At 71.6% G+C, this 26,866-nt stretch carries 19 protein-coding genes, 5 tRNA genes and 1 riboswitch; of the genes, 12 read left to right on the top strand and 12 right to left on the bottom strand.

Annotated features, from left to right (window positions below; translation table 11 throughout):
• Nucleotides 1-136 precede the first annotated feature (136 nt).
• Entirely contained in the window at nucleotides 137-2,236 is a 2,100-nt protein-coding gene (locus tag OOK38_RS14515; protein ID WP_266760282.1) for an asparagine synthase-related protein, read from the bottom strand.
• Between the two features lie 1,187 nt (nucleotides 2,237-3,423).
• Between OOK38_RS14515 and OOK38_RS14510 the strand changes: the two genes are divergently transcribed.
• The 4 genes from OOK38_RS14510 (at nucleotide 3,424) to OOK38_RS14495 (ending at nucleotide 8,729) form a co-directional block, all read left to right on the top strand.
• On the top strand, nucleotides 3,424-4,848 hold the full coding sequence (locus OOK38_RS14510) for an MFS transporter (protein ID WP_266760283.1): 1,425 nt from the start codon (nucleotides 3,424-3,426) through the stop codon (nucleotides 4,846-4,848).
• Between the two features lie 77 nt (nucleotides 4,849-4,925).
• Nucleotides 4,926-6,161: an L-2-hydroxyglutarate oxidase gene (gene lhgO / locus OOK38_RS14505; protein ID WP_266760285.1), complete on the top strand. Its 1,236-nt coding sequence runs from the start codon at nucleotides 4,926-4,928 to the stop codon at nucleotides 6,159-6,161.
• Between the two features lie 298 nt (nucleotides 6,162-6,459).
• Nucleotides 6,460-7,296 carry a tRNA (guanosine(46)-N7)-methyltransferase TrmB gene (gene trmB, locus OOK38_RS14500; RefSeq protein WP_266760287.1) on the top strand — a complete coding sequence of 279 codons (837 nt, stop codon included), beginning with the start codon at nucleotides 6,460-6,462 and terminating at the stop codon, nucleotides 7,294-7,296.
• 92 nt (nucleotides 7,297-7,388) lie between these two features.
• Entirely contained in the window at nucleotides 7,389-8,729 is a 1,341-nt protein-coding gene (locus OOK38_RS14495; RefSeq protein WP_266760289.1) for a PrsW family intramembrane metalloprotease, read from the top strand.
• Nucleotides 8,730-8,914: 185 nt separating this feature from the next.
• Here the strand turns inward: OOK38_RS14495 and OOK38_RS14490 are convergent, their stop codons facing one another.
• The 5 genes from OOK38_RS14490 to OOK38_RS14470 form a co-directional block, all read right to left on the bottom strand.
• Nucleotides 8,915-9,859, bottom strand: coding sequence for an aldo/keto reductase (locus tag OOK38_RS14490; protein WP_266760291.1), 945 nt, complete (start codon nucleotides 9,857-9,859; stop codon nucleotides 8,915-8,917).
• A gap of 300 nt (nucleotides 9,860-10,159) precedes the next feature.
• Nucleotides 10,160-11,200, bottom strand: a complete 1,041-nt coding sequence (locus tag OOK38_RS14485; RefSeq protein WP_266760293.1) for a M23 family metallopeptidase — start codon at nucleotides 11,198-11,200, stop codon at nucleotides 10,160-10,162.
• An 11-nt stretch (nucleotides 11,201-11,211) separates the two neighbouring features.
• A riboswitch (cyclic di-AMP (ydaO/yuaA leader) is annotated at nucleotides 11,212-11,369 on the bottom strand.
• Between the two features lie 304 nt (nucleotides 11,370-11,673).
• Nucleotides 11,674-12,849: a PP2C family protein-serine/threonine phosphatase gene (locus tag OOK38_RS14480; protein ID WP_266848476.1), complete on the bottom strand. Its 1,176-nt coding sequence runs from the start codon at nucleotides 12,847-12,849 to the stop codon at nucleotides 11,674-11,676.
• A gap of 191 nt (nucleotides 12,850-13,040) precedes the next feature.
• Nucleotides 13,041-13,114, bottom strand: a tRNA-Met gene (locus OOK38_RS14475).
• An 81-nt stretch (nucleotides 13,115-13,195) separates the two neighbouring features.
• Nucleotides 13,196-14,335: a dihydrofolate reductase family protein gene (locus tag OOK38_RS14470; RefSeq protein WP_266760297.1), complete on the bottom strand. Its 1,140-nt coding sequence runs from the start codon at nucleotides 14,333-14,335 to the stop codon at nucleotides 13,196-13,198.
• A gap of 66 nt (nucleotides 14,336-14,401) precedes the next feature.
• On the opposite strand from OOK38_RS14470, the gene OOK38_RS14465 reads away from it, so the two are divergent.
• Both OOK38_RS14465 and ribA read left to right on the top strand, forming a co-directional pair.
• Nucleotides 14,402-14,911 carry a MarR family winged helix-turn-helix transcriptional regulator gene (locus tag OOK38_RS14465; RefSeq protein WP_266760298.1) on the top strand — a complete coding sequence of 170 codons (510 nt, stop codon included), beginning with the start codon at nucleotides 14,402-14,404 and terminating at the stop codon, nucleotides 14,909-14,911.
• Nucleotides 14,912-15,033: 122 nt separating this feature from the next.
• Entirely contained in the window at nucleotides 15,034-15,687 is a 654-nt protein-coding gene (gene ribA / locus OOK38_RS14460) for a GTP cyclohydrolase II (RefSeq protein ID WP_266760300.1), read from the top strand.
• 66 nt (nucleotides 15,688-15,753) lie between these two features.
• Here the strand turns inward: ribA and OOK38_RS14455 are convergent, their stop codons facing one another.
• The 6 genes from OOK38_RS14455 to OOK38_RS14430 form a co-directional block, all read right to left on the bottom strand.
• Nucleotides 15,754-16,707 (bottom strand): epimerase, encoded by a 954-nt coding sequence (locus OOK38_RS14455; RefSeq protein ID WP_266760301.1) that lies wholly within the window; start codon nucleotides 16,705-16,707, stop codon nucleotides 15,754-15,756.
• A 198-nt stretch (nucleotides 16,708-16,905) separates the two neighbouring features.
• Nucleotides 16,906-16,978, bottom strand: a tRNA-Lys gene (locus OOK38_RS14450).
• Between the two features lie 120 nt (nucleotides 16,979-17,098).
• A complete protein-coding gene (locus OOK38_RS14445; RefSeq protein ID WP_266760302.1) occupies nucleotides 17,099-18,634 on the bottom strand; it encodes an amino acid permease in 1,536 nt (511 codons plus the stop codon).
• A 433-nt stretch (nucleotides 18,635-19,067) separates the two neighbouring features.
• Nucleotides 19,068-21,299, bottom strand: coding sequence for a DEAD/DEAH box helicase (locus OOK38_RS14440; RefSeq protein WP_266760304.1), 2,232 nt, complete (start codon nucleotides 21,297-21,299; stop codon nucleotides 19,068-19,070).
• Nucleotides 21,300-21,772: 473 nt separating this feature from the next.
• Nucleotides 21,773-22,282 carry a hypothetical protein gene (locus OOK38_RS14435; RefSeq protein WP_266760306.1) on the bottom strand — a complete coding sequence of 170 codons (510 nt, stop codon included), beginning with the start codon at nucleotides 22,280-22,282 and terminating at the stop codon, nucleotides 21,773-21,775.
• Nucleotides 22,283-22,474: 192 nt separating this feature from the next.
• Nucleotides 22,475-23,725: a serine hydrolase gene (locus tag OOK38_RS14430; RefSeq protein ID WP_266760308.1), complete on the bottom strand. Its 1,251-nt coding sequence runs from the start codon at nucleotides 23,723-23,725 to the stop codon at nucleotides 22,475-22,477.
• Nucleotides 23,726-23,901: 176 nt separating this feature from the next.
• Between OOK38_RS14430 and OOK38_RS14425 the strand changes: the two genes are divergently transcribed.
• From OOK38_RS14425 to OOK38_RS14400, 6 genes are all read left to right on the top strand, one after another.
• Nucleotides 23,902-24,252, top strand: coding sequence for a metallopeptidase family protein (locus OOK38_RS14425; protein WP_266760310.1), 351 nt, complete (start codon nucleotides 23,902-23,904; stop codon nucleotides 24,250-24,252).
• A 110-nt stretch (nucleotides 24,253-24,362) separates the two neighbouring features.
• Entirely contained in the window at nucleotides 24,363-25,853 is a 1,491-nt protein-coding gene (locus OOK38_RS14420; RefSeq protein WP_266760312.1) for a metallophosphoesterase, read from the top strand.
• A 199-nt stretch (nucleotides 25,854-26,052) separates the two neighbouring features.
• A tRNA-Glu gene (locus OOK38_RS14415) sits at nucleotides 26,053-26,125 on the top strand.
• A 46-nt stretch (nucleotides 26,126-26,171) separates the two neighbouring features.
• A tRNA-Asp gene (locus OOK38_RS14410) sits at nucleotides 26,172-26,246 on the top strand.
• A gap of 24 nt (nucleotides 26,247-26,270) precedes the next feature.
• Nucleotides 26,271-26,344, top strand: a tRNA-Phe gene (locus OOK38_RS14405).
• Between the two features lie 142 nt (nucleotides 26,345-26,486).
• Nucleotides 26,487-26,762: a hypothetical protein gene (locus OOK38_RS14400; protein WP_323178804.1), complete on the top strand. Its 276-nt coding sequence runs from the start codon at nucleotides 26,487-26,489 to the stop codon at nucleotides 26,760-26,762.
• Nucleotides 26,763-26,866 lie beyond the last annotated feature (104 nt).

Raw genomic sequence — 26,866 nt, 5'->3', positions numbered from 1 at the left:
TCAGAACTCACGTCTGATCCAGCGGCGACGGACCGGGATGTACCGGCACGGCCCCGACCCACCCACCGGACCGACCGCAGGACGCTCCGGACCCCCACCGGCCCCGGCAGGACGCTCCGGGCCGTAAAGGCGAAGCTCAGCCCTGCCGAGCCGCCGCCCCCGCCCCCAACGCCCTCCCCTGGGGCACGATCCCCGCCGGAACAGCCCGCTGCCGCGCGGGCGTCCCCGTCCAGCACGTCCCGCGCCGGGCCAGCAACCGCCGCAGCCACAGTTCGAGCGAGACAAGATCGGCCAGCCCGTCGAGCGGCAGCGCCGCCCCCTCCGCCGCCGCGCGCAGCGCCTTGCGGACGACACGCGCCTCGACCAGCCCCGCCTGCGCGAGCAACGGCGTGTCGAACAGGGAGACAAGGGAATCGGCCGCCACCCGCAACCCCGTACGAGCCGCCGCCGCGGAGGACGCGTGGGACGGAGCCCCCCACCCGGGGGGCAGATCGGCCACCCCGGCCCCCTCCAGCACCGTACGCAGAATCGCCGCCCGAGCCCCCGGCTGCACCCGCAGCGCCTCCGGTAGCTCCCGGCACGCCCGGACGACCTGGTTGTCCAGGAACGGCGCGTGCAGCCGCTGGAAACGGATCTCGGCGGCCTGCTCGAGGACGCGTACGTCCGCCGCGTGGCGGGCCAGCGCGGCGCGCGCGCGGAAGTCTCCCGGCCGCTGCCCGGGACCGACGTTCAGCCGCCCCCCGCCCGCCTGGAGGCGAACCGATACTTCAGCCAGCGCCTCCCCGGTCAGCCACCGCGCCGCGGGCCCGGGTCTGGCCCAGCTGAGCGCCGCCAGCGACGCCCCCACCGCACCTCCGGGCTCCTCGAACCGCCGGTGCAGCAACCGGTCGGCGAGGACGTCGACTCCGGCACGGTACGGCGTACGGGCGAGCTTGCGCGCCGCGCCGTACACGCGCGCGGGGACCATCACCGAGCCGTCGGCCTTCGCCAACGCGGCGACGGGCCGCACCAGATGGCGCCGCTTGCGGTCCATGAGCAGGTCGGCGAGCCGGGCCGGATGGGCGTCCAGCACCTGCCGCGCGCCATAGCCCGTGAAGTGGTCCGCGCTGCCGGAGGCGAGCCGCGCGCGGTGCCGTGCCGCCGTCACCAGGGACGGCCCCGGCTCGTCGGTCAGCGGCCCCTCCAAGTCGGCGTAGGGAAGGGTCTCTTCGCCCCCGGCGACGACCACATGGTGCAGCCGGGGATTCGCGGCCAGCGTCCCGGCCCGCTCGAGCTCGGCCTCGCGCCCCCGCACGGCGAGGTCGTTGAAGGTCACCGCCAGGAGCCGTTCCCCGGCCCCCGTGCCGTGCCCGAGGACCGTGCCGGGCGCCCCGGGAAGGCCGGCGGCGAGCAGCGCGAGGGTCCCCGAGGCGGGCCCTCCGGAGAGGTCGGCTCCGATGCCCGGCACCGGCGTCCCGCGCGCGGCGCGCCGCTCGGCGGGTCCCATGCCGGGCACGGGACCGGGGTCCACATCGGTGCCCGGCACATGGCGCGGCGCGGAGAGACGGGCGCGGACGGCCTCCACGAGGGCGTCCCGCACGGCGTCCACGGCGATCGCGGGGTCGGCGATGGGCGCGGCGACGGCGAGGGAGGCGACGGGCTCGTACCCGGCGATCTCGCGGGCACCGGCGCGCAGGATGAGTGTGTGGCCCGGCGGAATGCGGCGCACGCCCTCGTACGGGGTGGAGTCGTGCACCGCGGCCGGTACGTCGGGAGCGGCGAGCATGGCGGCCAGGTGCCCGAAGTCGAGGTTGGCCTCGATGAGGTCGGCGAGGGGAAGCGCGGCGGTCGCGTACGCCGTGCCGCCCGCCCAAGGGGTGTAGAACACGGGCCGCGCGCCGGCGAGATCACCGCAGACGGTCACCCGGCGGCCGACCTGGACGACCGCGGTGTAGCTGCCGGACCAGTTGGTGAGGTGGCGAAGTGCGCCTCCGCGCGCGGCGAACAGCCCGACCTTCAGCTCTTCGTCGGAAGCACCGCAGGTGCCGAGGACCGCGATGCGGTTCTGCGCGTCGGCCTTCACCACGCGCACCTCGTCGGGGCGCCAGTCGCCGACGGCCCACAGCGGATCGGGGTCGCCCCACAGGAGTTGGGAGCCCACCGGATGCACGGTCTCGCCGTTGCTCCCCGTGGCGCCCGCCGAGCCGATCTCGGACGCTTTGGCGACGGTGCTGCTCCACCCCACCAACCATCGCATCGTCGCCTCCACAGGCTGTGGACAACCAGTGCACCGTACGAACTCGGCACCATGCTGCCACGAAGGAAGCGTGTGGGAGGGTCCCTGCGACGGCTTGCGCTCCCCGAAGTGCGCCCCCATGGGTACGTCCGCGCCGACGTGAAGCGGTCACACCACGGACAAATACCCCTCAAGCACGGCCTGTTGAGACAACCGGAACCGCAGCGCACCCCCTTGGGAATCCACCCGAGCCGCCCCCGATCCGCTCCCGAACTACCCCCGAACCGGCGCCGAACCGCCGCCGCCCGGTACTCGACCCGATACCCGACTCGACGGCCGACTCAACGGCCGACTCGACAGCCGACCGGACGCCCGAGCCGAGAACGGACGGAGCGGACCGACCGCCACTGGGCCGGCACCCGATCCGACACGACACCGCGACGCGACACCGGGAGGAAGCACCGCGAGGCGATCAACCGGGCCACGCCGGCGCCCTCAACACCCCGCGCACCGCGCACCGACCGCCACCGTCCACCACCACAGCCGTAGCCCCGGCGAGCACCCCCGAGGGGCACCCCAGCGGGCCCCCGGACGCCCGGTCCGCCCCCGGTCCGACCCCCGCGCCGACGCACGGCCGGCGCCCCGACCAGCACCTCGACACCCCCCGCGAGGGCCCCTCTCGCACCACCCGACCCCCACCGGGTCGACGCGAATGCGCCCCCGATACGCTCCCTCAGGACGCCCTTCGCGCCCTCAACTCACGTGGTGAGAGCCCTAATTACCCTTCGAGGCCACCGTCGATTTTCGGCCAAATCGGCGATGGACGGACAAGCGTGGACACGCTCCGTACAGGCCTTGCGCACCGCTTCGGCAACGCACAGTCCGGGAGGCGGAGTTCGCCTCCCGGACCGGTCCGCCGCCCGCGGGGATGTAGGCGGCGGTGTCCCCCAGCCCACTGGATCCAGTACAGCGGGCCGACCCACGCACGTTCTATGGAAGCGCTCCCCCGATGGCCGGAGAAGAGCGCACGGACGGGCGCACGGCCACACAGCGGGAGCACGTCGCGACCGTCCGTACAGTCGTACGGACCACAATCCCGCCAACCGGACCTACGCCCCTTAACGCTGGGGATCGGGCGAACTACGCTGGGTTTACGAATGCCGCGTGGTTATGCCACCGCGGCAGCCGTCTGTGTCGAGGGGTGGCGCATGTCCAGGGAGCAACGCGGGCCGAACGAAAAACTCGGCGCCGTTCTCGCCCTCGCGGGAATCAGCAACGCAGGACTCGCGCGTCGCGTCAACGACCTTGGCGCTCAACGCGGGTTGACACTTCGCTACGACAAGACGTCGGTGGCGCGCTGGGTGTCGAAGGGCATGGTGCCCCAGGGCGCCGCGCCGCACCTCATCGCGGCCGCCATCGGCCAGAAGCTCGGCCGTCCGGTGCCGCTCCACGAGATCGGCCTGGCGGACGCGGACCCCGCGCCGGAAGTGGGCCTCGCCTTCCCCCGTGACGTCGGGCAGGCGGTGCGGTCGGCGACAGAGCTGTACCGCCTCGATCTCGCCGGACGCCGGGCCGGCGGGGGTGGCATCTGGCAGTCGCTGGCCGGCTCCTTCGCGGTGAGCGCGTACGCGACTCCCGCCTCACGGTGGCTGATAACCCCGGCCGACAGTTCGGTGGCGCGCGAGGTGAGCCCCGGTGAGGGCTCCGGAGCACCACTGAAAGTCGGCCACAGCGATGTGCTGAAGCTCCGCGAGGCAGCCGAGGACGCCAGGCGCTGGGACTCCAAGTACGGAGGTGGCGACTGGCGTTCGTCCATGGTGCCCGAGTGCCTGCGGGTCGAGGCGGCGCCCCTGCTGCTCGGCTCCTACTCCGACGAGGTCGGCAGAGCGCTCTTCGGCGCGTCGGCCGAGCTCACCCGTCTCGCGGGCTGGATGGCCTTCGACACGGGCCAGCAGGAGGCCGCGCAGCGCTATTACATCCAGGCCCTGCGGCTGGCCCGGGCCGCCGCCGACGTGCCCCTCGGGGGCTATGTCCTGGCCTCCATGTCCCTCCAGGCGACCTACCGGGGCTTCGGGGACGAGGGTGTCGACCTCGCCCAGGCCGCTCTGGAGCGCAACCGCGGACTCGCCACGGCCCGCACCATGAGCTTCTTCCGGCTCGTCGAGGCACGAGCCCACGCGCGCGCGGGTGACGCCCAGGCGGCCGGCGCGGCGCTGAAGGCGGCCGAGGGCTGGCTGGAGCGGGCCCGCGACGGCGACCACGATCCGTCCTGGCTCGGCTTCTACTCGTACGACCGCTTCGCGGCCGACGCCGCCGAGTGCTACCGCGACCTGAAGGCGCCGCGCCAGGTGCGCCGCTTCACCGAACAGGCGCTGTCGAAGCCGACGGAGGAGTTCGTCCGCTCGCACGGGCTGCGCCTGGTGGTGTCGGCGGTCGCCGAGCTGGAATCGGGCAATCTGGACGCAGCGTGCGAGCAGGGCGTACGAGCGGTGGAGGTCGCGGGGCGCATCTCCTCCGCGCGCACCACCGAGTACGTGAAGGACCTGCTGCACCGGCTGGAGCCGTACGGCGACGAACCGCGCGTGGTGGAGCTGCGGGAGCGGGCGCGGCCGCTGCTGATGGCTCCGGCGTAGACAGGGCGCGACGGCCCCGCGGCCCGAAACGGCGCGGGGCCGTGTTTCTCGGGTTTGAGGGCATTGTCAGTGGCGCAGTGCACTATCGAAGCCGGGAGGTGGTGCAGGTGCGGAGCGCGTACGACTGCGACGTGCTGGTGATCGGCGGCGGAATCGTCGGCCTGTCGACGGCGTATGCCATCACGCGCGCGGCGCCGGGCACCCGTGTGACGGTGCTGGAGAAGGAGCTGGGGCCCGCCCGGCACCAGACCGGGCGCAACAGCGGGGTGATCCACAGCGGGATCTACTACCGTCCGGGCTCCCTGAAGGCGCGGTACGCGGTGCGGGGCGCCGCCGAGATGGTCAAGTTCTGCGCGGAGTACGACATCGCGCACGCCGTCACCGGCAAGCTGATCGTCGCGACGGAGAAGTCGGAGCTCCCCCGGCTGCACGGCCTGGTGCAGCGCGGCCGGGAGAACGGCATTCCGGTCAGGGAGCTGGGCCCCGCCCAGCTCACCGAGCACGAGCCCGAGGTCCGCGGTCTCGCCGCCATCCACGTCAGCACCACGGGCGTCTGCGACTTCGTGGCGGTGGCCCGGCGGCTCGCGGAGGCCTCCGGGGCGGAGATCAGGTACGGGGCGGACGTCATGCGCGCCGACCGCCGCCCCGGCCTCGGCGTCGCCGTGCGCACGGCGGACGGGACGATCGTCCGCGGGCGGGTGCTCGTCAACTGCGCGGGGCTGCACTGCGACGAGATCGCCCGGCTCACGGGGGACGACCCCGGCATGCGGATCGTGCCGTTCCGGGGCGAGTACTACACGCTCGCCCGGCCGGAGCTGGTCCGGGGCCTGGTGTACCCGGTTCCGGACCCGGCGTTCCCCTTCCTCGGCGTCCATCTCACCCGGGGCATCGACGGCGGCGTCCACATCGGCCCCAACGCGGTGCCCGCGCTCGCCCGGGAGGGGTACGGGTGGGGGGTCGTCCGGCCCCGGGAGCTGGGCGCGACCCTGTCCTGGCCGGGTTCCTGGCGGATAGCCCGACGACACTGGCGCTACGGAGCCGGGGAACTGCGCCGGTCGGTGTCGAAGGCGGCGTTCACGGAGGCTGTGCGACGGCTGCTGCCCGCGGTGACCCCGGAGGACCTGCTCCCCGCCGCCGCCGGGGTCCGCGCCCAGGCGGTCCTGCGGGACGGCACCCTGGTCGACGACTTCCTGATCAAGGAGGGCCCGCGGACGGTGCACGTCCTGAACGCGCCGTCCCCCGCGGCCACGGCATCGCTCCCGATCGGCCGCGAGGTCGCCCGCCGGGCCCTGGCGGCCCTGGCGGCGGCCTGACCGGAACCCCCGCCACCACGACACGGCACCGGGCGTGACGACGAGACACCCAGCCCCCCGGCGCAGGGCGTCACGGGCCGCGCGGCACCGCGACGAGCCGCCCCATCGGCCGCCCGCCGCCACCGCGGCGGTCACCGTCCGCCACCGTGTCACGTCACCCGGCGTCACGACGAGACACCCCGCGCCCTGCGACAGGGCACTCGCCGTCACGACGCGAGCACCGCACCGCACCCCAACCCCGCGCCCCACCTCGCGCCGGACCACCCGCACCACGGCCGCCCGTAAAATCGACCCCACTGTGTCTGACTTCCTTGACTCCCCCGAAGAGACCCGGCCCGCCTCCGCCGAGGACGGCTCGCTGCGTCACCACCGTGCCAAGGGCGAGCCCCGCTTCCCCGAGGGTCCGCAGCCCGATCCCGCCGGCTCGCACTTCGAGCGGCGGATCCGGAGTTTCCAGCCGCGGCGGAGCCGGGTGACGACCGGACAGGCGGACGCGTTGCAGCGCCTGTGGCCCAAGTGGGGTCTGGACATCGACGGACAGCGGAAGCTCGACCTGGCGGAGCTGTTCGGGACGGACGGCCCCGTCGTGCTGGAGATCGGCTTCGGCATGGGCGAGGCCACCGCGCAGATGGCGGCCGAGGACCAGGGGACCGGAATCCTCGCCGTGGACGTGCACACACCCGGTCAGGGCAACCTGCTCAACCTCGCCGAGCGGAGCGGCCTGACCAACATCCGGGTGGCCAACGGCGACGCGATCATCCTGCTCCGCGAGATGCTCCCGCCCGCGTCCCTCAACGGCCTGCGCGTCTACTTCCCCGACCCGTGGCCCAAGAAGCGCCACCACAAGCGGCGGCTGATCCAGCCGGAGTTCCTGGATCTCGCCGCGACCCGCCTCGCGCCGGGCGCGCTCGTGCACTGCGCGACGGACTGGGAACCGTATGCGGAACAGATGCTCGAAGTGCTGAGCGCGCACCCCGACTTCGAGAACACCCTGCCGGACGGCGGTTTCGCGCCGCGTCCGGAGTTCCGGCCGCTGACCCGTTTCGAGGGCCAGGGACTGGACAAGGGTCATGTGGTGAACGACCTCCTGTTCCGGCGCGTACAGCATCGAGACCAGCACACCCCGGGCGACTGACCCGCACGCGTCGCTCCGGCGTCTCCCGGTGACTCCCGGGACGACTCCGGTCACCGTCGCGGACCACGCCCTCCCTCGTTAGGGTCAATGCCGTGGCCATCCATCCTCCGTACCCGACACAGTCCGGCGGCCCCGCCGGACCTGCGCTGCGACATCCGCACTGGTGGCAGCGCAGATGGGTGCGGTACGGAGCGCTGATCACGCTGCTCGCGATGTCCGGTCTCGTGATCCTCGCCCTCGTCCGCGAACAGACCGGTACCGAGGGCTTCCTGGTCGGCCTCGGACTGGCCGTGTTCCCCGTGCCGCTGCTCATCGCCGCCTTCCGGTGGCTGGACCGGGTCGAGCCGGGCCCCTGGCACAACCTGCTCTTCTCCTTCGCCTGGGGTGCCTGCGCGGCCGCGCTCATAGCGATCGTCGCCAACAGTTTCGCGACCCGGTGGATAGCGATCGCGACCGCGGATCCGTCCAGCGCCGACACCCTCGGCGCGACCGTCATAGCGCCCGTCGTCGAGGAGTCGGCGAAGGCGGCGGCCGTCCTGCTGGTCTTCCTCTTCCGCAGACGGGACTTCACCGGGATCGTCGACGGTGTCGTGATCGCCGGGGTCACCGCCACCGGCTTCGCGTTCACCGAGAACATCCTCTATCTCGGCACCGCCTTCGGCACCGACCAGCTCAGCGGGGAGAGCGGGCTCGCCTCCGTCACCGCCGCGACCTTCTTCGTCCGCGTGGTGATGTCGCCCTTCGCGCATCCGCTGTTCACCGTGCTGACCGGCATCGGCTTCGGCGCCGCGGCGCTGTCCGCCGAGCGCCGGCATGTGCGCCGCGTGCTGCTCCCCCTGGCCGGACTGCTGCTCGCGATGGGCATGCACGCGCTCTGGAACGGCTCGTCGGGATTCGGCGAGTGGGGCTTCTTCGGGGTGTACGCCGCGTTCATGGTGCCCGCGTTCGGGCTGCTGACCTGGCTGGCCGTCTGGACCCGGCAGCGCGAGCTGCGCACCGTGCGCACGGAACTGCCCGCGTACACCGTCGCCGGGTGGCTGGGCGCGACGGAGCCGTGGGCGCTCGGCTCGATGCGGGCACGGCGGCTCGCCCGCGAGTACGCCGGCCACCACTTCGGGAAGGCCGCCGCGCGCTCGGTGGCGGAGTACGAGGCGTTGGCGACCTCGCTGGCGTTCCTGCGCCACCGGGGACGCCTCGGCCGCGCGGGCGCCGATTTCGTCGTACGGGAGCGCGAGTTGCTCGACGAGCTGTGGCGCCGCCGGGGGATCGCCCGCCCGGCCCTCGCCTACGCGGCCCGCGCGACGACACCGATGCCCGCGCCGCCGCCCTGGCCGGCCCACGGGTACGCGAACAGCTACGGGTACGCCGCCCAGCACGCGCAGCCGTACGCCCCGCCGGTGCCGTATCCCGCGTACAACCCGTACCGCTCGTAGACGCGCCACCGCCCCGTCACCACCGGCCCCGACACCGGTGGGAAACGGCACGACCGGGAGACCACCGGGAGACGGCACCACCGGCTCCACCGGGAGACGGCATCCCCGGCGCGCGGCATCCCGCCGGCTCGGCCTCAGCACCGCCGGCCGCTACCGGCGGTGCCGTTCGCCCTGTCCTTCCGCGGTTACGCCGACGCCTTGGACAACCGCGTCAGTTCGCCGTCCGTCAGGACCAGGTCCGCGACCCCCAGCAGAGCCGGGAGCTGCTCCACGGTCCGGGCGGAGGCGATCGGCGCGGCGACCGTCGGCTGGGCGGCCAGCCAGGCGAGGGCGACCGTCGCGACCTCGGCGCCATGGGCCTCGGCCACCTCGTCGAGGGCGGCGAGGACCCGCTGCCCGCGTTCCGTGTCGAGGTGCTTGGCCGCGGCCCCCGCCCGGGGCGAGTCGACCGTCGTGCCCGGGCGGTACTTGCCGGTGAGGAAGCCGGCGGCGAGCCCGAAGTAGGGGACGGCGGCCAGGCCGGCCCGGGAGGCGATGTCCCGGCGGGCGCCCTCGTAGGTGTCGCGCGAGACCAGGTTGTACTGCGGCTGGAGCGCGACATAGCGCGCGAGGCCCTCGCGGTCGGAGAACTCCAGGGACTCCTGGAGCCGCTCGGGCGAGAGGTTGGAGGCGGCGATGTGCCGCACCTTGCCCGCCGTCACCAGTTCGTCGAGGGCTCCGATGATCTCGTCGACCGGCACCTCCGGCTTGTCGAAGTGCGTGTAATAGAGGTCGATGTGGTCGGTGCCCAGGCGGCGCAGTGACGCGTCGGCCGCGGCCTTGATGTTGGCGCCGGACAGCCCCGGGTACGCGGGGTGCTGGCTGACCTTGGTGGCGACCACGATGTCCGCGCGGTTGCCGCGGGTCTTCAGCCACTTGCCGATGATGGTCTCGGACTCGCCCCCCTCGTTGCCCTCGGCCCACGACGAGTAGGAGTCGGCCGTGTCGAGGAAGTTGCCGCCGGCGGCCGCGTAGGCGTCGAGCACCGCGAAGGACCGTGTCTCGTCGGCCGTCCAGCCGAAGACGTTGCCACCGAGGGAGAGCGGGAAGACCTCGAGGTCGGACGAACCGAGCTTGCGAAGAGAAGTCATGCCCGACGTCAACGCCCCCACCTGATGCATGTATTCCGCACCCACTCCCGCCGGCCCGGCGGGAGCGCGCGTCCGCACACGCCGGACCGGCAGCCCTGACGTCGGGGGGGGTGTCGTCAGGACCGCCGGAGACCAGGAGAGCCGCGCACGGCCAGGAGCCGCACACACCGCGAGCACACGGATCACGAACCCTCAGACATGAGGAGTCGCTCGTACGGATCAGCGCGCGTACGGCTCAGGGGTCGTACGGCTCAGGGGTCGTACGGCTCAGGAGCCCGTACGGGTCGGAAGCCGTACGGGTCAGGGGTTGAGGCCCTTGCTCTGGAGCCACGCCATCGGGTCGATGCCGGTGGCGGCGCCGCCGGCGTGCACCTCGAGGTGCAGGTGCGGCCCGGTGACATTGCCCGTCGCACCCACGCGCCCGATGACATCACCGGTGGCGACCTTCTGGCCCACGCTGACGCTGATCGACGACTGGTGGCAGAACCACAGCTCCGTACCGTCGTCGAGGGTGAGGATCGTGCGGTAGCCGTACGATCCGGCCCAGCCGGCCTCTGTGATGGTGCCGCTGTGGATCGCCTTGATGAGCGTTCCGGTGGGCGCCGCGAAGTCCAGTCCGGTGTGGTACCCGGAGGACCACATGGAGCCGGCCTCGCCGAAGGTCGAGGTCAGGGTGTACGAGGAGGTCGGCAGCGAGTAGCTCTTGGCGAGCTCGGCGAGGCGCTCGGCCTCGGCCTTCGCCTTGGCCGCGTCCTCCGCCTTCTTCTTCACCGCGGCGGCCTTGGCCTCCGCGTCGTCCTGCTGCTTGGCGGCGAGCGCGACGGCCTTCTTCGCGGCCGCGGTCTGGGCGGCCTGCTGGGCGGCGGCGTCGACCTGGTTCTGCTGCGACTCGGCCTGCTGCATGATGCGGGCGCGCAGCGCCTCACCGGCGTCCGTGGTGCCCTGGGCCGTGTCGACGCTGGTCAGACCGGCGCTCGTGAGCGGAGTGGTGGAACCCTTGGGAGCGCTGGATCCGCCGTCCGATATCAGGGCCTTGGCGGACTCGGTGACCGACGACAGGTCGGGCAGCGAGATCGAGACGGGCGCCTTGCCCGGCGCGGCGGTGGCCATGCCACCCGCACCGACGGCGGCTATGACACCCACGCCGAGAACGGTGGAGCTGCGGGCGAGTCCTCCACCGCGCTGCTTGCCTACGCGGTGCCGGCCGCGGACGGGAAGAACGGAATCCTCGGTGGGGTTCCACTCTTCCCAGGTTCCCTCGTCCTTGCCGGAGGCATAGCCGAAGGTGTGAGTGTCATTCGGCGCGAACGAGGTTGGCTGAGCAGGCCGGTTGGACGCCACGTGGGCGCACTCCTTTCCTTCCCTGTCGCCTACCGGGTTAGCTGACGGGTTCGGAGCAGGAAGGTCTCCTACGCGCGTATAACCACCGTGCTTCCACGGCGTAATACGCTCGATTCACCCCAAGTAGGTGGTTCCCCGGTTCCTTTGCAGGATTCGGCACGTGCGCACGGAGCCATCTCTTGTGACGGCTGGGACGACCGCGCTGCGTTATCGAACGTTAATAGACTCAGGCACCGGATTCCAAGCTGTTCCGACTGATCATTAACAGCTTTTGGCCAGGACTTTGGGGTCATGGACGATGAAAAACGGGCGAGTTGACCACCGGACCTCGACACGAATTTATTTGACGGTGTGTCAGATGTTATGCGGAGGGACACCGTCCGATCACTCCTCGTGACAACGGTCGGGAAGACCGTACGCGTCGCGGGTGACGGCCGCCCGAGCAGTCCATGAACCCGCTCTCCGGGCCCACCTCAGACGCGCCGGACGGCGAGCAGCGCCATGTCGTCCGTCAGGGCGCCGCCGGTGTGCCGGCGGACCTCCCCGGCGAGGGCGGTCAGCAGCGCGTCGGGGCCGGGAAAGACCCGTCCGGCCAGCCGCGCGGCCGGATCGTAGAACTCCCCGCGCGGATCGCGGGCCTCGGACAGACCGTCGGTGTGCAGGAGCATCGTCGCCCCGCGCGGAAAGCGGGCCGTCAGCACGCGGTCGGGCCAGATCCCGAGCTCGCTCATCCCGAGGGGCAGCGCGAAGGACTCGGCGGCGAGCGTGACGAGGGTGCCGTCGGGATGCAGGAGCAGGGGCGGCGGATGGCCGCGGTTGACGATGCGCACGATGTCCTCGTCGTACGGGATCTCCGCGAGGACGGCGGTCGTGAACTCCTCGAACGCGTCGGGGCTCTCGTGCCGGGTGCCCGGGCGCGTCAGCGCCCGCTCCAGGCGCCGTGCGACCGCCTCCAGGGACTCCTCCTGCTCGGCCGCCTCCCGGAACGCCCCGATCACCACGGCGACGGCGGCCACGGCGGCCATCCCCTTCCCGCGTACGTCGCCGACGACCATCCGCACGCCGTACGGCGAGTCCTGCACCGCGTACAGGTCACCGCCGATGAACGCGTCCGCCTGCGCCGCCTCGTACCGCGCCGCGACGTCGAGGCCGTCGATCCGCGCGTCGGGCTCGGGCAGCACGGCGCGCTGCGCGAACTCGGCGATCTCCCGCACGGAGGCGAGCCGTTCGTGGCTGCGCCGGACGAGGATGTTGATGAGGACCGCGAGGACGGCGGCCGTCGCCACGGTGACCGATTCGGTGACCGCGTCGACCTTCAGGACGATGTCGAGCAGGTAGTGGACCAGGAGCACCGCGCCGACGGCGAGAACGCCGGTGAGGACGGTGCCGCGCAGCGAATAGAGGGGCGCGGCGACCAGGGGCGCGGCCGTGAAGAGGGGGGCCGCGGTGAAAGCCGACGGCGTGAAGTAGTCGTAGATGATCCCGGCGACGATGAGCAGCACCGGCAGGGTCCGGAGCAAGGTGCGCGCGAAGGAGATCCTGCGGGGAGCCGCTCCCGCCGGACCGGGCAGCCGGGCGCCCCCGGGCGACGACCCGTCGGCGCGGTCATGCGGTTCTCCGGATCGCTGCTCACCTCCTGGCTGCCCCACCCGTCCAGAAGACCCGGAGCGGGGACGGCGGGCGACCCGTGTGGCCCGACCGGGGGATGTCACCGGTTGCCGGAAGGGGACCCGTCCGGAGAACCGGCCGGGAAGGGGAACGGTCCCGGAGAGAACCGGCCGGAGGGCACAACACCAAGGGCCGGAACTCGTGAATCCGAGTTCCGGCCCTTGGCCTTGAGTAGCGGGGACAGGATTTGAACCTGCGACCTCTGGGTTATGAGCCCAGCGAGCTACCGAGCTGCTCCACCCCGCGTCGTTGAAACCAGTGTACGCCATCCGCGGGACCCGAAGCACACGCGTTTAAACGCGCCCCATGAGCGAGGCCTCGGGGTGGCTAGCCGGGGAGATGCAGGTTGGGGGCCTCGGCGCGTTCCGCGTACTCGGGGAGGACGACGACGTCGGCGCCCGCGGCCTCGAGGAGCCCGTTCCCGTCGGCGTCCGCGACGAACGTGTCGGGCTCGCGCCAGGCGGTCACGACCCGGCGCACACCGGCGTCGAGGATCAGCCGGGCGCAGGGCGCAGGCCGGGAGGCGCGGCGGGCGCACGGCTCCAGGCTGCTGTAGACGGTGGCGTCGGCCAGCCGCGGATCGGCCGGGTCGATCTTGGCGAGGGCGGCCTCCTCGGCGTGCACGACGGGGTCGTCGCCCTCGCGGGAGTGGCCCCGGGCCAGCTCGGTCCCGTCGGCCGCGACGACCACGGCGCCCACGCTGAACGCGGTCTCCGAGGGCGGGCAGAGCGCCGCCAGCTCGCAGGCGAGCTCCAGCCACCGCCGGTCCGCCGCGGAGGCGAGCGAGCCGGTGCCGGGCGCGGTGGGGGCGTACCGGATGAGCACGACGTCCCCGACGGGCCGGGTCTCCACCAGCCGCATCCGGCCGGGGGGATATGTGCCCGTCCCGAACAGCCGCGGCGCGTCCGGCTGCCCGACGAAGAGGGGGGCGACGGCGAGCTGCAGTTCGTCGGCCAGTCCCTCCCGCACGAGCTGGGTGTGGACCTTCCCTCCCCCTTCGACCATGAGGCGGCGCACACCCCGTACGTCGTGGATGTGTTCCAGCAGCACACGCCAGTCGAGTTCGGGGCCGGTCGCGACGACATCGACGCCCGGGAGGCCTTGCAGCCGGGCGGCTGCGCGCCGCGCGCCCCCGTCGGTCGTGTAGACGACCTTTTCGCCGCCCGTGTGCCAGAACTGCGCCTTCGGGTCGAGGTCGCCGGAGCCGCTGACGGTGACCTTCAGCGGGTACTCGGGGCGTCCGGCGGCGAGGCGGGCCGCGCGCCGGTCGGCTGAGTTGACCAGGAGCCGCGGATTGTCCGTGCGCAGGGTGCCCGCGCCCACCAGGATCGCGTCGCTGGACGCCCGCACCTCGTCGACCCGGTCGAAGTCGGCCGCACCCGAGAGCAGCAGCCGCTCGGGGCCGGTGTCGTCCAGGAAGCCGTCGAGGGAGACGGCGGCGGACAACAGGACGTAGGGACGGGGCATCGGGGCGCATCCTCCGGTCACACGGGCACAGTGGTTCAACTTTTAAACAATACCTAGACTGGGTCCATGACGACCCGCTGGCTCTCCGCCGCCGAACAGCGCGCCTGGCGCTCGTACCTTTCCGCGACCTCCCTCCTGGAGGACGCCATCGACCGCCGGCTGCAGGCCGAGGCGGGAATGCCCCACCTTTACTACTCCATCCTGGCCAAGTTGTCCGAGGCGCCGGACCGGCGGCTGCGGATGACCGACCTCGCCGAGGCCCAGAAGATCACCCGCAGCCGCCTGACGTACGCGGTGACGCGACTGGAGAAGGACGGCACCGTACGCCGGGAGGGCTGCCCCACCGACAAGCGCGGGCACATGGCCGTCCTCACCGACGAGGGCATGACCCTCCTGGAGCGGGTCGCGCCGGGACACGTCGAGACGGTGCGGACGGCGATCTTCGACCATCTGACGCCCGAGCAGGTGGAACAGCTGGACGAGATCTGCGGAACCATCACGCGGGCGATCCAGGACGGGAATTCCGGGGCATCCGGGGAAGATCTGCCGTGGCGGCGGCGTTCCTGCTCCTCGTGAGGGGCGTGAGGGGGACGTGAACCCCATTGCTTGAAGTTTTAAGCAGATGTAGTGTCTCCTCCCAGGACAGTGCTTCAAATCTGAAGCACCATCTCGTACGAACCCGCTGGACGGAGAGACCCATGCGCGACCACCCCACCGCCACCGTGCGCACCCGCGTCCGCGTGCCCCTGCGCTTCGGCGACGGCTACTCCGTCGACGCGGAACTCGTCACCTTCCACGGCCTCGACGACGAGAAGGAACACCTGGCCGTCGTCCTCGGCGAGCCCGGCCCGGACCCCCTGGTGCGGCTGCACTCCGAATGCCTGACCGGCGACGTCTTCGGCTCGGCCCGCTGCGACTGCGGACCGCAGCTGCGCGAGGCGGTGGAGCAGATCGCGGACCGGGGCGGCGTCCTTCTCTATCTGCGCCAGGAGGGCCGCGGCATCGGCCTCTACAACAAGCTCGACGCGTACGCCCTCCAGGACCAGGGTCTCGACACCTACGCCGCCAACGCCGCCCTCGGCCTGCCCGAGGACGACCGCGACTACACGGCGGCCGCCCAGATGCTCCGGGCCCTCGGCATCGACTCCCTCGACCTGCTCTCCAACAACCCCGACAAGGCCGAACAGCTCCGCGAACTCGGCATCACGGTCTCGCACCGCGTCCCGACGGGCGTCTTCACCACCGCCCACAACGTCCGCTACCTGCGCGCCAAGGTCCTCCAGACCCAGCACACGCTGCCGCTGACGGAACTCACGGACATCACGGAGCTCTCGGGCCTCTCGGCGGGCTGACACCCCGTGAGCCCCGCCCCGCGGGCCGGAGTGGCCGACCCTGCCGTGTGACGCCGTCAGCGCTGTTCAGGTGACGCCCCTGCCGCCGCGCACTCGCCGCACGAGATCGTCGGCGGCCTCCGGCCACCGGACGTGATCGAAGGCGAAGCCCGCTTCGAGCAGGCGGCCCGGAACAACACGGCGGCTTTTCAACAGGAGTTCGGTGTCCGACCGCAGTGCGAAGGCGCCGGCCTCTGCCATCCACCGCGTTGCGGGCAGGCCCACCGGGACACCCCACGCCGCTCGCATCGCGCGCATGAACGTGCGCTGGGGCAGCGGGACGGGAGCGGCCAGGTTCACCGGCCCGGCGAGGTCGTCCCGGTCGGCCAGGAACTCGACCGCGCGAACGAAGTCGTGGTCGTGTATCCAGGACACGTACTGCGCGCCGCCCGCGACCGGGCCGCCGAGGCCCAGCCGGGCCAGCCTCAGCATGACGTCGAAGACACCGCCCCGATCGGGGCTCATGACCATCGCCGAGCGAAGGGCGACCTTGCGCGTGTCGGGGGTTTCGGCCTGCTCCTGCGCCCGCTCCCAGGCTTTGGCGATCTCGACGCTGTAGGCCCAGTAGCCCGGCACGCCGGGTTCGGTGCCGCCGAGCACGCCGGTCGCCTCGTCGTTGGGTGCGTCGAAGCGGTGGGCGTACACGGTGGCCGTGCTCATCTGCATCCAGACCCGGGGAGGCCGGGCCGCTGCCGCGATCGCCTCGCCCACGACGGTGGCGGAGCGCACGCGCGAGTCCATCATGGCCCGCAGATTGGCCGCGGTGTAGCGACAGCTGACGCTGCGCCCGGCCAGGTTGACCACGACATCGCTGCCGTCGATCACCTCGGCCCAGGGGCCCAGGGTCTCGCCGTCCCAGAGGACTTCACGGTCACGCACCGGCCGCCTGGTCAGGACCACGACGTCATGGCCCTCGGCGGTCAACACGCGGTTCAGAATCGCGCCTACCTGCCCGGTTCCCCCAGGGATCACTACCTTCATCAGTCTCCCCCGTGTGTGTGGGGACGAGCCTAGCCCAGAAAACTGAACGCGTTCAAATTTATGCTCGGGCCACGGACACATCCGCTCGCGCATCGCGCACGCGAGGGGTCCGAAAACGAGACAGCGCCCGGGTCGGCCGAAGCCGACCCGGGCGCTGCCCGGCAGGTCGGAGGGGATTTCTCCCCTCCCCCGCAGTCGTAGACCCTGTGGGACTCGAACCCACAACCAATGGATTAAAAGTCCACTGCTCTGCCAATTGAGCTAAGGGTCCCCGCACCGGACGACGCCGATACGGCGCACCGACCCGCGCCGATGCATCCCCGAGCATAGCGGGACGTGGCCGGGACTCCGATCGGGTATCGGGACCCGGCCACGCCAAAAGTGCGCAAGGTCAGGGATCGACCGGTTCGGGTGCGCCCTTGCGGGCCGCCTCACGGTCGATCGTGCGCTGGTGGTCGGGGTTGAGGAACCAGTGCCGGGCCGAGGCCATCCACCAGGCCGCGGCGAAGCCGAGGACGACGAGGACGGCGATCGGGGCGTAGTTGAAGGTCTCCCAGGTGACCGGGGAGACCTGGGGCAGCATGAACAGGATCGTGATGACGGCCACCCAGCCGACCGCGACGACCCCCACGGGGCGGGACCAGCGGCCCAGGTGCCAGGGCCCGCGCTCGAAGGCGTCCCCCTTGCGCACCCGCAGCAGCGTCGGGATGACGTACGCGACGTAGAGGCCGATCACCGCGATCGACGTCACGGCGGCGTAGGCCGCGTAGTTGATGAGGTACGGCAGGCCGAGCACGAGGGCGCCCAGCGCGGCCAGCCAGACGGCCGCCACGGGGGTCCGCGTGCGCGGGTTCACCGTGTGCCACACCCGCGAGAACGGCAGCGCTCCGTCACGCGAAAAGGCGTAGATCATGCGGCTGTTGGCCGTCACCGACGCCATGCCGCAGAACAGCTGCGCGCCGATCACGACCAGCAGCAGAAGCTTCCCGGACGTCGCGCCCAGCGCGTCCAGCAGGATCTGCGCCGGGGGCGCGCCGGTCGCCGAGCCCAACTCCTTGTCGTACGACTGGATGGCGAAGGTGAAGCCGAGGAGAAGGACGAATCCGGCGATCCACGAGGTCCAGATGGACCGCACGATGCCCTTGGGGCCGGCCGTGGAGGCGTCGTGGGTCTCCTCCGTCATGTGGGCGGAGGCGTCGTACCCGGTGAACGTGTACTGGGCCATGAGGAGTCCGATGAGGACGACGTAGACCCCGCTGCCCCAGCCCGTGTTGTTCACGAACTCCGTGAACACGAAGCCGGCCGACTGGTGGTGGTCCGGCACGAAGGTCAGCGCGCCGACGATGACGGCGACGCCGATGACGTGCCACCAGACGCTGATGCTGTTGAGGAGGGCGACGATCCCCACGCCGAAGGTGTTCAGGAGGCCGTGCAGGATCAGGATCCCGGCGAACAGCAGGACCGTGCGGCCCGGTGTCACCTCGAAGTCGAACTGGAGGTTCAGATAGGCGCCGAGGAAGGACGCGGCGCCGAAGTCGATGCCCGCGGTCACGGCGACCTGGCCGAGGACGTTGAACCAGCCCGTGAACCACGCCCAGGCGGCCGCGCTGCGTTCCGGGGCGAGCCGGTGCGCCCAGAAGTACAGCCCGGCGGACGTCGGATAGGCCGAACAGATCTCGGCCATCGCGAGCCCGACGAACAGCGTCATCAGTCCGACCGCGACCCAGCCCCAGGTGATCACGGCGGGACCGCCGGTATTCATGCCGAACAGATAGAGCGTCAGGCAGCCCGACAGGACCGAGATGATCGTGAAGGAGACCGCGTAGTTGGAGAACGCCGACATGCGGCGGGCGAGAACCTGTGTGTAGCCGAGCTGGGCAAGCCGCTCTTCGTCCGACAGCCCAGTCGCTCTGGCGTCATCTGTCATGCCCCCAGCGATTCCCTTGCCGGGGGCATGACATGCGCTACGGGGAAGAGCAAGTTGGCCAGAAAAGGCCCTTGCAGCTCTGCCAGCCGCCGGTGATCTTCACCCGCGAGCCGAACGAGCCCGTCCCCGTTCCGGCGTTGCGGTAGGCGTTACCCGAGGTGTCGCGCACGACCAGGTCGTTCTTCCCGTCGCCGGTGATGTCGCCGACCCCGACGATCGCGTTGCAGGACGCGCCCCGGCCGCCCGGTCCTTCAGCAGACCTGCCCCGGTGCCGTTGTAGCGGTACAGCGTCCCCGCCTCGTCCCGCGCGAGGACGTTCCCCGATCCCGTCACCGTTCAGGTCCCCGGCACCGACGGACTCAGCGCGGACAGCGAAGTGGCCCCCACCCCGAACTCGGGTGGGGGCCACATCACTTGGCTATGTCAGCGACGGTCAGCCGTTGCGCTTCCAGCGGGGCTTCTCGTCACGGCGGAAAGAACCCGTGCCGGTGCCGGTGCCCGTCGTGCGGTGGTCGTCGCGACGGCCGGTCGGGCGGTCGTGGCCGGAGCGGAAGCTGCCGCCCGTGGGACGGTCGCCCTGACGGTCACGGTTGAAGGGACGGTCACTGCCCCGGTGGCCGCCACGGTCGTCACGGTTGAAGCCGCCGCCACGGTTGTCGCGGTTGAAGCCACCGCCACGGTTGTCGTCACGACGCTCGAAAGAACGGCCGCCACGGTCGTCACGGTTGAAGCCGCCACCGCGGTTGTCGTCACGACGCTCGAAAGAACGGCCGCCACGGTCATCGCGGTTGAAGCCGCCACCGCGGTTGTCGTCACGGCGGAAGCCGCCGCGGTCGTTGTCGCGGTTGAAGCCGCCACCACGGTTGTCGCGGTTGAAGCCACCGCCACGGTTGTCGTCACGACGCTCGAAAGAACGGCCGCCACGGTCATCGCGGTTGAAGCCGCCACCACGGTTGTCGTCACGACGGAAACCACCACGGTCGCCGCCACGGTCGTCACGACGGCCACCGCGGTCGTCGCGGTTGAAGCCGCCACCACGGTTGTCGTCACGGCGGAAGCCACCACGGTCGTTGTCACGACGCTCGTAGTTGCCCCGCTCGTCGCGGCGCTGACGCGGCTCGTACGCGGGACGCTCGGCCGGCTCGGCGGCGACGGCCTCGGCGGCCGGGGCCTCGACGACGACGGCCTGCTCGGCGGCCTCGGCGGCAGCGGCGACGGCCACCTCCGGGTCCTCGCCCCGCTCACGCGCGGCGCGGGCGACCAGACGGTCGGCCTCCCCGCGGAGCTCGGCGGCACGACGCTGCGCGCGCTCCAGCTCCTTGGTGAGCTGCGTGACCTCACGCTCGGCCTGCTGGGCGGCGTCGCCCGCGGACTGGGCCTGGACCTCGGTCATCGAACGGGCGCCGGTGATCTCGGCGACCTCGGGCTCGAAGGCCGTGCCCGAGTTGATGATGTGACGCGCGGCGTCGACGCCCGCGTCCTCCATCAGCCGGAAGATCTGGCGGCGCTGGTGCGGCAGCGACAGCGACACGACGGTGCCGGAGCGGCCGGCGCGAGCGGTACGGCCGGAGCGGTGCAGGTAGTCCTTGTGGTCACCGGCCGGGTCCACGTTCAGGACCAGGTCGATGCCGTCGACGTGGATACCGCGGGCGGCGACGTCGGTCGCGACGAGCGCGTTGACGTAACCGTCCTTGAAGTCGGCCAGCGTCCGCGTACGGGCGCCCTGCGTCATGCCGCCGTGCAGCGCGTCGGCCTTCACACCGGCGTCGCGCAGCTGCTCGGCGATGCGGTCGGCGCCCAGCTGGGTGCGGACGAAGATGATCGTGCGGCCCTTGCGGGAGGCGATCGCGGCGGTGACCGGCGCCTTGTCCTTGGGCTTCACGATGAGGATGTGGTGCGACATCGTCGTGACGTTGCCCTGGGCGCTGTCGACCTCGTGCGTCACCGGGTTCGTCAGGTAGCGCTTGACCAGCGTGGAGATCTCGTTCTCCATCGTGGCGGAGAACAGCATGCGCTGGCCGCCGGCCGGGATCTGGTCGAGCAGCTCGGTGACCTCGGGCAGGAAGCCCAGGTCCGACATCTGGTCGGCCTCGTCGAGGACGGCGATCTGGGTGTTCTCCAGCGAGCAGGCGCCGCGGTTGATGATGTCGCGCAGGCGGCCCGGGGTGGCGACGAGGACGTCGACGCCGCGCTCCAGGGCGTAGATCTGGTTGCCCATCGACGTACCGCCGCAGACGACCTTCATCTTCAGGCCGAGGACGTCGCCGTAGGGCTGCAGCGCGTCGGCGACCTGCATGGCCAGCTCACGGGTCGGCGTGAGGATGACGGCGCGCGGCTTCTTCTTCTCGGTGTGACCGCCGGCGAGCTGCGCGAGGGTCGGCAGACCGAAGGAGAGGGTCTTGCCGGAGCCGGTGCGGCCACGGCCGAGGATGTCCTTGCCGGCCAGGGCGTCCGGGATGGTCGCGGCCTGGATCGGGAAGGGGCTGGTCACGCCGTTCTGCGCGAGCTTGCGGACGACACCCTCGGGGAGACCGAGGTCCTCGAACGTGAGCTCGGGGGCGGACTCGACGGTCTCGACGGTCTCGATGACCTCGACGGCCTCGACCGCGTCGTTGTTCTCGTTGTTCTCGGGCACGACGACGTGATCAGTACTGGAAACAGACATGCGAAATGCGAACCTTCCGGAGTTCTTCGGCACGCGCCCAAACTCCGTGAAGTCGCAAACGACCGCCTCTATGCGGTCCGGCCACGGCAAGGGAGAGTACGCGCCACGCGGCGCTCTCTGCGGCGGCGCCGGGCAAATGGGATCAAACGATCTACTACCATACGCACCCGGCCCCCCTGAAGGCAAACCGAGCACCGTACGAGCAGGTCACGGTGGTTTCCTCGCCACCTGCTCACTTCCACAAAGCTACCTCGGACCGGCCGACCGCGCTGTTGAACCGGCCACATTCAGGCCCCTCAAAGGCCGTGAACCCCGCCACACTCACGACGGCCGACGCCGACGGCCCGCCCTCACGCCGGACGGGTGCCGCCGACCGCGGACCGCCCTTCGCGACCGCCCGGCGCACCCCCGCCCATTCCCTGTCGGCCCGGTGCCGGTTCCGATCCCGGTCCCCGCGGACGGCCCCGCGCCCGCTACACCGGCGCGCCCGCCTCGGGTGCCGGCTCCCGCTGCACCAGCTGCGTCTGCTGCTCGTGCGCCGACGACGACGGCTCCGCCGAGCCGGGATCGGGCGCCGGCGGCGAGGAGGCGGGCGGGGGTTCGGGCGTGGGCTCCGCCGTCGTACGCGTGGGACTCGGTTCGCCGGGCGGCACGGAGTCCGTGGACGGCCCGCCGCCCTTCTCCGTCGCCTTCGCGGACGGCTTCGCCCTCTCGGACCCCGACGCCGACGGAGACGCGTCGCCGGACGCGGACTCCCCCGGCTTCACCGAGGACTTGCCGCCCTTGCCGCCCCTCGCGCCGCGCGACCCGACTCCGCCGCCGCCCACCGCGGTCCCGCCGCCGGGCACCTCGCCGGCCCGCTGACCCGCCGAGTGCGAGGGCCCCGGCCGCTCCCCGTCGTCGCCGACGCTCATGCAGCCCGCGGCGGCGGCTACGGCGACGACCGCGGCGGCCAGACGGACGGGTACGTACAAGGCGCGCACGGGCGGCCACCTCCGAACGGGGCGTCCCCCGCTCGACAGGAGCCGAGAGCGTGGGGAGGAACGGGAGTTCTCCCCGTTCAACTCCCGCCGCCCGCGGGAGGACACGCGGCCCCCGGGCCCAACCGGGCCCGGGGGCTTGCGGGGAACGCGCCCCTCATGGGTGACGAGACGTCATGCGGGGCGTTCCGAGGGTCAGTCGATCGCCAGCGGAGTCTGCGGGGCGAGCGCGGCCGCGATGCGCCGGGCGACCACTTCGGCCATGTTGCCGTCGGGTGTGTCCTTGGTCTTGGTGGCGTTGACCGCGATGGCGAGCCGGTCCGACGGGAGATACGCCTGGATCGCCGCGTAGCCCGAGAACGACGGGTTCTGCAGGACCCATCCGTTGACCACGATGACGCCGAGCCCGAAGTGCCTGGCCTCGGTCTGCTCCAGGCAGACCGTGGCGGGACAGGTGGCGGTCGCGTGGCCGAGTCCGACCGTCCCCGGGTTGAGCAGGGTGCGGTACGAGCGGTGCGAGAGGAGTTCGCCGCTGCCGATGCCCTCGGCCGAACGGGCCAGGTCACAGACGTGGGTGGTGATGACCGCGCCGGGCGCGGTGGTCCACGACGGGTTCCAGAAGGTCGACTCCTCGTACAGGCCGCGCTCGGCCGTGAAGGCGTGCAGGACCGGACGCGGGATGTCCGGCGTGAAGTTGTTCCGGGTGTTGTCGAGGCCCAGCGGACCCGTGACCCGCTCCTTCAGGAACTTGTCGATCCGGGTGCCGGTGATCTTCTCCAGCGCCTCGATCAGCAGCAGGTAGTTGGCGTGGGAGTAGCTCCAGTTGGTGCCCGGCTCGTACCAGAACGGGTGGCTGTAGGGGTACGCGAGCAGTTGCTGCGGAGTCCAGTGGCGGAACGGATGGGCCTCCAGCTCGGCCAGGAAGGCCGGGTCGGTGACGTAGTCGTGCAGGCCGGTGGTGTTGGTGGCCAGCATCCGCAGCGTGATCTTGTTCGCCTTGGGCACGCCGGGCAGCCAGCGCTCCACCGTGTCGTCGAGGCGCACCCTGCCCTCCGCGACCAGCTGGAGAAGGGCCGTGCCCACGTAGGAGAAAGCCACGGAACCGGCACGGAAGTGCATGTCCGGCTGGGCCGGGACACCGGTCATGGACTCGCCGAGCGCGTCGGTGAGGATCTCGTTGCCGTCCCTGGTGACCTTCAGCTCCACGGAATTCAGATGGAACTCGGCCTTGGCCTTGCGGGTGATGTCCAGGACCTTGCGGGCCTGGCCGTCGAGCGGTCTCTCGGTCCTCACACAGTCGCGTGCGTCGCGACTTCCGGGCCCCCCGGCGAACGCCGGTGCGGCGGCGGTGGTCTGGACCGTGACGGCGAGGAGGGCGGCGCAGAGGAGGGCTTTGCAGACGCCCGAACGCGTGCGGGAGCGCGTCGAGGAGGGGGTGCGTGTCATGCCCGCACTATGTCCGGACGAGTCATGGCAATTGGCCAGAACACTCCGGAACTGGTATGAGACACCCCATGTGGGGCAGGCGGCCGGTCGCCCCCCGGTCGTGCCCGGCCCGATCCGGCCTCTCAGGAGTCTCCGCGGGTCTCCGCCGGGAGGGTGCCGTCCCTGACAATGGCCTTGTGCTGGAGATGACGCGCGAAACCTTCGAAGAGCTCGTGAGCCAGGCCCTCGACCAGATCCCGCCCGAGCTGACCCGGGTCATGGACAACGTCGCCGTGTTCGTCGAGGACGAGCCGCCGGCCGACGACCCCGAGCTGCTGGGCCTCTACGAAGGCACCCCGCTCACCGACCGCGGAGAGTGGTACGCCGGCGTGCTCCCCGACCGCATCTCGATCTACATGGGCCCCACCCTGCGCATGTGCGAGACCCCGGACGAGGTGGTCCACGAGGTCGCCGTGACCGTGATCCACGAGGTCGCCCACCATTTCGGCATCGACGACGAACGGCTGCACGAACTGGGCTGGGGCTGACCGGCACCCGCCCGGCACGACGGCGGGGCGCCCGCATACCCGGCCCGGCACTTGGGCATACGGGACCAATGGTCCGCGTCCCCGCCGCCGCAACCGCCGCCCTCCGCCGCATGACCGAGCGCGCCCGCCCGGCGCTGCACACCCTCGCCCGCCGCCGCCACGGCCGGCCCGAGCGCCCGGTGCTGGAGCTCGCCCCCCGGCCGAAGCCGTACGCCCGCGCCTTCGGACTCCTGTGCGTGGTGCTGCTCGGCGCCTGGCTGGGACTGCTGGTCGTGGGCAACGTCCGTGTCCCGGTCGGCCCCATGGACACCACCATGACCCTGCGCCCCTCCCTCACCGGCGGCACGAAGATCAACATCTCCCCGCTCGGCGCACTCGAACTGCGCAGCCACGAGGCCCCGCTGCGCCTCGACGTCGACGTGGACCAGCTCGACCCGGAACGCTCCCAGGCCCTCGTCGACCACCCGGAGCGCCTCTCCGGCCTCCAGGAGGAGGTCGCGCGGGACGTCGAGCACGGCACCCTCGACCTGGCCGTCCGCTCCTGCATAGCGGTGGTCGCCGGCGCCACCGCCCTCGGCCTCGCGGTCTACCGCCGCCCCCGCCGGGCCCTCACCGCCGGCGGCCTCGCCCTCGCCCTGCTGGCCGCCTCGGGAGCGACCGCCTTCGCCACCTGGAACCCCAAGTCGGTCCTGGAGCCGAAGTACTCCGGGCTGCTCTCCTCCGCCCCCTCCCTGGTCGGCGACGCCCGCAGCATCGTCAGCGAATTCGACGTCTACCAGAAGGAGTTGGCGCGCCTGGTGCGGAACGTGACGAAGCTGTACGACGTCACGTCCACCCTCCCCGTCTACCAGCCCGACCCGACCACGATCCGGGTCCTGCACGTGTCCGACATCCATCTGAACCCGGCGAGCTGGAAGATCATCGCCTCGCTCGTGCAGCAGTACGCCATCGACGTGATCGTCGACTCCGGCGACACCATGGACCACGGCTCGGCGGCCGAGAACGGCTTCCTGGACCCGATCCCGGACCTGGGCGCCCCGTACGTCTGGGTCCGCGGCAACCACGACTCGCAGGAGACGCAGAAGTACCTGCGGCGCATGAAGAACGTGCACGTCCTCGACGACGGCCGGGCGGTCACGATCGCGGGCCTGCGTTTCGCCGGCATCGGCGACCCGCAGTTCACCCCGGACCGCTCGGCCTCGCCGGGCGGCAACGCGGCGGAGGATCTCGCGGGCGCCCGCCTGGCCTCGGCCCTGCGCGACCAGCGGGCCGCGGGCACCCCGGTCGACATCGCCGTCGCCCACGAACCGTCGGCAGCCCGTGGGACGGACGGCGAGGTGCCCCTGGCGCTGGCCGGTCATCTGCACCACGAGGACATGGAGGTCATGAAGTACGGGACCCGGCTGCGCGTCGAGGGCTCGACGGGCGGCAGCGGGCTGCGCGCCGTCGAGGGCCAGTACCCGGACCCGATCGAGGCCTCGGTGCTCTACTTCGACCGGGACACCCGTCATCTCCAGGCCTGGGACGAGATCAAGCTGGGCGGTCTCGGCCTCACGACGGCCGAGATCAGCCGCCATCTCCCCGAGGAGAACCGGCCCTGAGCCCCCCTTGCTATCTGGTTTGGTCCACGTCCGGGCCACGTAGTACAGTCTGTTCGTGCCCAAGGGCGCCGGTCAGGGCTTGACCGTCCCGCGCTTCTGTCGAAGCGAAGGAAAAGCGGAACCCTTCGGGGGAAAGCGAAGTCACATGCTTCTCACGTCCCTTCGGGAACGCGAAGACGAAGCAGAGCGGTACTGGCTCGCCCTCATCGTCTAGCGGCCTAGGACGCCGCCCTTTCAAGGCGGTAGCACGGGTTCGAATCCCGTTGGGGGTACGCAACACCGTGTGAGACACTGGTTACACGTCGCACGCAACAGCTTGGTCCTGTGGAGCAGTTTGGAGTGCTCGCCACCCTGTCAAGGTGGAGGCCGCGGGTTCAAATCCCGTCAGGACCGCTGAGGTTTCCCCGGAAACCTCGTGGCTGGGTAGCTCAGTTGGTACGAGCGATCGCCTGAAAAGCGATAGGTCGCCGGTTCGACCCCGGCCCCAGCCACAGCAAAGGCCCCGATCTTCGGATCGGGGTCTTTTTCGTATGCGCCCCGGGCGTCCGCCCGTCCTCAACTTGGCATGTCCCATGCACGGCGCTACGTTCTGGCCGGCGGACGCGGGTGTCTCGGACGGGGGAACGAGTGGTGTTGAACGGTGACAGGTCGAAGCCGGTGCGCGAACTGGATCTGGAGCGCTACCGCGCCCGCTACGGGCTGACGGCGGTCATCATGAGCAACCTCGCGATCGTCGGCGTCACGATCTTCGGGGTCTGGCAGCTGCACGGCGACAAGGCGGTGACCGTCGGCGTGCTGACCGCCGCCTTCACCGCGGTGAGCAGCACGACCACGGCCTACCTGGGCATCAAGGCGGTCTCGAACACGGCCAGGGCCATGGCGCACCGCGAGTCCCCGCCCCGGGAGTAGTCACCGAGGGTGACCCCAAGAGCCGGCGGCGCCCCCGGGAACCAGGCCGCCGACCGTCCTGCGGGGTCCGGAAAGCGGTACGGGCGGGGCCGGACGGCCGGGGC

It is taken from the genome of Streptomyces sp. NBC_00568, from assembly GCF_026341855.1.
GTDB lineage: Bacteria > Actinomycetota > Actinomycetes > Streptomycetales > Streptomycetaceae > Streptomyces.
The sequence above is the reverse complement of the archived record's forward strand: the minus strand, read 5'-3'. Positions and strand labels throughout refer to the sequence as shown.